Here is a 5,227-nt window from a genome sequence, read left to right on the forward strand (position 1 = left end):
GCCGTCGAGGTGGCCAAGGACGGCACCCTCTGGGCCGGTGGCTCCATCCAGACGAGCATCCGCGAGGGCGGCTCCAACCAGTTCTCCGGCGGCTTCGCGCGGTTCGCGGCCCGGCCCTCCCGGGCCCCGGCAGCCCCCACGGCGGCGGCGGTGTCGCTGCAGGGCTCGACGGCCACGGTCTCGTGGTCGGCCTCGGCGGGCGACGGCGTCCGGTACGAGGTCCTGCGGGGCGACCGGGTCGTGGCCGTCTCCTGGGCGACGTCGGTGCGCGTGCCCGACTCGGGCCCCGACGACCGGTTCTTCGTGCGTGCGAGCGACGGCCAGGGCAACTGGTCGGCCTCCACCCGCGTGGTACGCGCCGTCCGGTCCTGACCCGTCCTGTCCTGACCCGACCTGCCCGGCACGGCGTGTGAGGCGACCCACCGCCGCCGGTGGGCACTGCCGCGTCATGAGGCCGGCTCCGCCCACTCTCCCTCCCCGTGAGCCCCTGGCCCACGTCCCTCTCGTCCCCTTCGATCCCGCGAGGACAGTCGTGCACCTCAAGACCTCCCTGACGGCCCTGGTCGTCTCCGCCACCACCGTCGCGAGCCTGGCGGGGGTGCCGTCGGCGGCAAGCGCGGCGCAGGTGGTGCCCGACGGGTCGAGCGCCGCATCGGCGGCGGCGTCGTGCTGGGAGGTCAAGCAGGTGGCTCCGTCGTCTCCCGACGGGCTCTACTGGTTGCTGACGCCGCAGCTGCGGACGCCGACGCAGGCGGTCGACGCGCTGCCCGACGGCGTCCGCCTGCGACGCGCCAAGGACGCGCAGGGAAGCGCGTGGCAGGAGGTCCGCTTCTCCCTCCGCTCGCTCGCCTCGTGGTCGTGGGCGTTCGGCGCCGGCCACCCGCTCACCGGCTCCTCCTTCGACGGGGTCCGGTTCTCGGGCCAGACCACGCTCGACTTCGGCACGAACGACGGCGGTCGCCAGAACTTCCGCCGGGTCTGGACGAACGAGTACAGCGGGAACGGCTGGGTCCGCGGCTTCAACTACAACTCCGCGGTCCAGGGCACTACCGACGCCTCGAGCTACCTGTACTCCAAGGGCACGGGCGACGCCACGCCGTTCACGCAGGTCTACCTGCGGCCCCGGCTGCGTCAGGCCGACCTGTCGTTCGCCGCGGTGCCCGACAGCGGGACGGCAGCCGTCACCGCGCTTCCCGTCGCTCGCAGCGGCTCCCTGGCCCAGCCGTGGGGCGTCACCGGGACCGGCGCGGCCGGCACCGGCGAGCTCGCCACCGAGGTGCAGGCCTTCGCCCAGATCGGCAACGTCATGTACGTGGGCGGCAACTTCACCACCGTCCGCAACCAGGACGGGTCCCAGAGCGTGGCGCAGTCCTACCTCGCCGCGTTCGACGTCTCGACGGGCGCATGGATCTCCTCCTTCCGGCCGACGTTCGACAACCAGGTGCGCGCGCTGAAGGCGCTCCCGGACGGCCGGCTCGCCGTCGGCGGCGACTTCACCAGCGTCAACGGCCAGCGACGCACCGGCCTCGCCGTGCTCGACACCGCCGGCACGCTCTCCCCGTCCTGGAGCACCGTCGTCGAGAACCGTGGCAGCTCGGGCAAGGTCAGCGTGCGCAGCCTCGACGTGTCCGACGGGCGGCTCTACGTCGGCGGCAGCTTCACGCACCTCGTCAAGGGCACGTCGTCGTGGTTCGCGCGCAACGCCGGACGCATCACCCTGTCGACCGGGAACGGCGACGGGCAGTGGAACCCCAACCTCAACGGCGCGGTCGCGTCGCTCGACGTCGACGACGACGGCAGCCGCGTCTACCTCGCCGGGTACATGACCGCCTCGGGCTCCACGGCCGTCAAGAACGGTGTCGCGATCAGCACCGCGGCCGGGGCGCCCGTCACCGACCCGGCGTGGAACCCCACCTTCAGCACGTCCGGAGCCACGTACCAGCAGGCCGTCGAGCAGGTCGGCTCGAAGGTGTGGCTGGGTGGATCGCAGCACAGCATGTTCTCCTACGACCGCTCCACCCTGGCGCTGCAGGACACGAGCATCACGAAGTCCGGCGGCGACCTGCAGGCGATCGGGAGCAACGGCCGGGTGGTCTACGGCGGGTGCCACTGCGGCGACTGGGTGTTCGAGGGCACGACGAGCTGGGACACCTGGGGCGTGGGGCAGAACCCCGTCCCCTGGCGCCAGGCCGGCAAGATCTCCCTGCTCGGGGCGTGGGACGCCGCGTCGGGTGCGTTCGTGAGCACGTTCGCCCCGCAGTGGAAGTCGCGCGGCGGCTACGGCGTCTGGGCCGTCGAGGTGGCCAGCGACGGCACCCTCTGGGCCGGCGGGTCGATCCAGACGAGCGTCCGCGAGAACGGCTCCAACCAGTTCTCCGGCGGGTTCGCGCGGTTCGCGCAGCGACCGTCGACGTCGCCTGCAGCACCGTCGGGCCCGGCGGTCTCGCTGGAGGGCTCGACGGCCACGGTCTCGTGGTCGCCGTCCTCCACCGCCGGGGTGCGCTATGAGGTCCTGCGCGACGACCGCGTGGTCGCCGTGACGTCGTCGACGTCCGTCCAGGTGCCCGGCTCCGACGTCGACGACCGGTTCTTCGTCCGCGCAAGCGACGGTCAGGGCAACTGGTCCGCCTCGACGTCGGTCGTGCGTCCGACGGTGAGCAGCACCGTGCTCCCCGCGGGGGCCACGTGGGCCTACTGGTTCGACGACGCGAACGCCGTCGACCCGGCCTGGACTAGCGACGGCTTCGACAGCTCCGGCTGGCGGCGCGGAGCCGCGCCGCTCGGCTGGGGCGGGAGCTCGATCGCGACCGACGTCGACGTGCCCGCGGGCACCCGGCGGGCGGTCACCGCCTACTACCGGACCGGCTTCGACCTCGCCGACGTCGACGCGTTCACCCGCTACGTGCTCACCACCCGCGCCGACGACGGCGTGCTCGTGCGCGTGAACGGGGTCGAGGTGGCGCGCGTCAACCTGCCCAGCGGGTCACTCACGTCGACCACCTACGCCACGTCGGCGCCCAGCACCACGGCGGCGACGGCCTCGCCCGTGCGCGTCGACCTGCCGTCGTCGGCGCTGCGCGACGGGACCAACGTCGTCACCGCCGAGGTTCACTCCAACTACCGGTCCACGCCGAACGCGAGCCTCGACGCGTCCGTCGTGGCGTCGCGCTGAGGTCCGCGCCGTGACCGCCCTCGACGTCCGCACCTCCTGGGACCACCTTGCCGCGGCCCAGAAGGACGGTGCCGGCGTGCCCTTCTACATGCGGGTGGTCAACCGCAGGCTCGGCCGCGGGGTCGCGGCCCTCGCGCACCGCGTCGGCGCCACGCCCGACCAGGTCACCGCCGTGAGCGCAGGCCTCGTGGTCGCCGCCCTCCTTGTGCTGGTGGCGGCTCCGCCCGCGCTCCTGCCGGCCGTGGCGGTGGTGGTGCTGCTGCAGGCCGCGTTCGCCTTCGACGCCGCCCGCACCCTTGCCGTCCACCTCGTGGTGGCCGTGGCGCTCCTGCGGCACACCGACCTCGACCCCGCGTGGGCCCTGCTGCCGCTCGGCTACGCGTTCGTCGCGTCGGTGCGGTTCTTCGCGCAGATCCTGGCCGAGCAGCTCGTGCCCGACCGCGGGGCACGCGCCGCGGCCGCGGGACGCTGGTCGTCGGTGGTGCAGCTCCCCGCCGACGTCGGCGTGCAGAACCTCGTGTTCCTGCTGTGGCCGGTCACCCCCCTCTTCCTGCTCGGCTACGGCCTCCTGGCCGCGGCCAACCTCCTGCTGATGGTCATGACGTTGCAGCGGCGCCTGCGGGCGCTGCGGGCGCTGTGACCAGCGCGGCGGCCCCGCCCGTCGACGGAGCGGCCGGCGCCGCACCGAGCAGCCTTCCCGACGCCGTCCCCGCGCCGCGGCTGCCGCCCGACCCGCTCCCTGCCTGGCCGCTGCTGACCATGCTCTGGGGGTTCCCCGTCATGTGGCTGCTCGGCGTCACCGTCGTGCCCGGAGCCGTCACCCTGGCGCTCGTCATGCTCGGGTTCCTGCTGGCGCGCCGGTGCGCGATCTGGGTCCCCGGCGTCGGCGCGATCGTCGGGCTCTGCCTCTGGATGCTCGCGTCGTCGGTCATGATCGACACCGGACCGCGCCTGCTCGGCTTCGCGTTCCGCCTCGCGATCATGGCCTTCGTCGCGATCGCCTTCGTCTACGCCGTCGCGGCGCGCACGCGGCTCACCCGGGCCAGGATCGTCCACGGACTGACGTTCCTGTGGTTCTTCGTCATCGTCGGCGGGCTGCTCGGCATGCTGCTGCCCGAGACCCGCCTCACGACGCCGGTGGGGATGCTGCTGCCCGGGTCGATCGCCGAGAACTCCTACGTCCGCGACCTCTTCTTCCCGCCGTTCGCCGAGGTGCAGCACCCGTGGGGCGCCCCCGAGGCCTTCGTCCGCCCGTCCGCGCCGTTCCCGTACGCGAACAGCTGGGGCGTCGCGATCCTCGTCCTCACCCCGGTCGCGCTGGCCTGCTTCCTCTCCACCCGGTCGTTGCTGCTGCGCGCCGCGATCCTCGTGGGCGCGGGCGTCATGGTCGTGCCGGCCATGGCGACGTCGAACCGCGGCATGTTCGCGGCCCTCGCGCTCGCCGGGGCCTACGTGCTCGTCCGGTACGCCCTGCGCGACCGCGCGGCTCCCGTGGTCGCCCTGGCCGTGCTCGGGCTGCTCACCGGCACGGTGCTGATGTGGCAGGGCCTCCTCACGCAGTTCGAGGTCCGGCAGGAGTACGGCCAGTCCAACGGTGCCCGGTTCACCCTGTACGCCGAGACCATCCAGCGGACGCTGCAGTCTCCGCTGCTCGGCTTCGGGGCCCCTCGCCCGTCGGCCGAGCAGGCGCTCTCGGTCGGCACCCAGGGATACGTGTGGACCCTCATGTTCAGCTTCGGCTTCGTCGGGCTCGGCTTGTTCCTGCTGTTCCTCTGGGGCTCGACGTGGCGCACCCGCGCCTGCCGCGACGACGTCGACGTGGCCCTGCACGCGACTCTCGTCGTCTCGAGCCTGGCCATCGTCGTCTACGGCCTCGACATCGTGCAGCTGCTCGCCATCGCCCTCGTCGCCGCCGTCCTGCTGCGTCGGCGCTACGGTCTCGACGCCGATGACTGAGGCGGTGGCAGGGCCGACGACGGCGGGAGCGCGCTCGGGCCTCGGCGCGGCCGCCGTCGCCAACCTGGTGGGTGGCGCGCTCGGCGCCGTCGTCAACCT

The 5,227-nt window shown here is 73.3% G+C and carries 4 protein-coding genes; all 4 read left to right on the forward strand.

Going from position 1 to position 5,227, the window contains the following annotated elements; translation table 11 throughout:
- Positions 1-372: hypothetical protein (locus A6Q79_RS06885; RefSeq protein ID WP_317697324.1), on the forward strand; the 372-nt coding region annotated here is incomplete at its 5' end.
- Between the two features lie 160 nt (positions 373-532).
- Positions 533-3,172 carry a delta-60 repeat domain-containing protein gene (locus A6Q79_RS06890; protein ID WP_317697327.1) on the forward strand — a complete coding sequence of 880 codons (2,640 nt, stop codon included), beginning with the start codon at positions 533-535 and terminating at the stop codon, positions 3,170-3,172.
- 10 nt (positions 3,173-3,182) lie between these two features.
- Positions 3,183-3,812, forward strand: a complete 630-nt coding sequence (locus A6Q79_RS06895) for a hypothetical protein (protein WP_317697330.1) — start codon at positions 3,183-3,185, stop codon at positions 3,810-3,812.
- Positions 3,809-5,128, forward strand: a complete 1,320-nt coding sequence (locus tag A6Q79_RS06900) for an O-antigen ligase family protein (RefSeq protein WP_286689104.1) — start codon at positions 3,809-3,811, stop codon at positions 5,126-5,128. The genes A6Q79_RS06895 and A6Q79_RS06900 overlap by 4 nt, the downstream gene beginning before the upstream one ends.
- Positions 5,129-5,227 lie beyond the last annotated feature (99 nt).

Source organism: Aeromicrobium sp. REDSEA-S32_B7 (assembly GCF_001626145.1).
Classification (GTDB): domain Bacteria; phylum Actinomycetota; class Actinomycetes; order Propionibacteriales; family Nocardioidaceae; genus Aeromicrobium; species Aeromicrobium erythreum.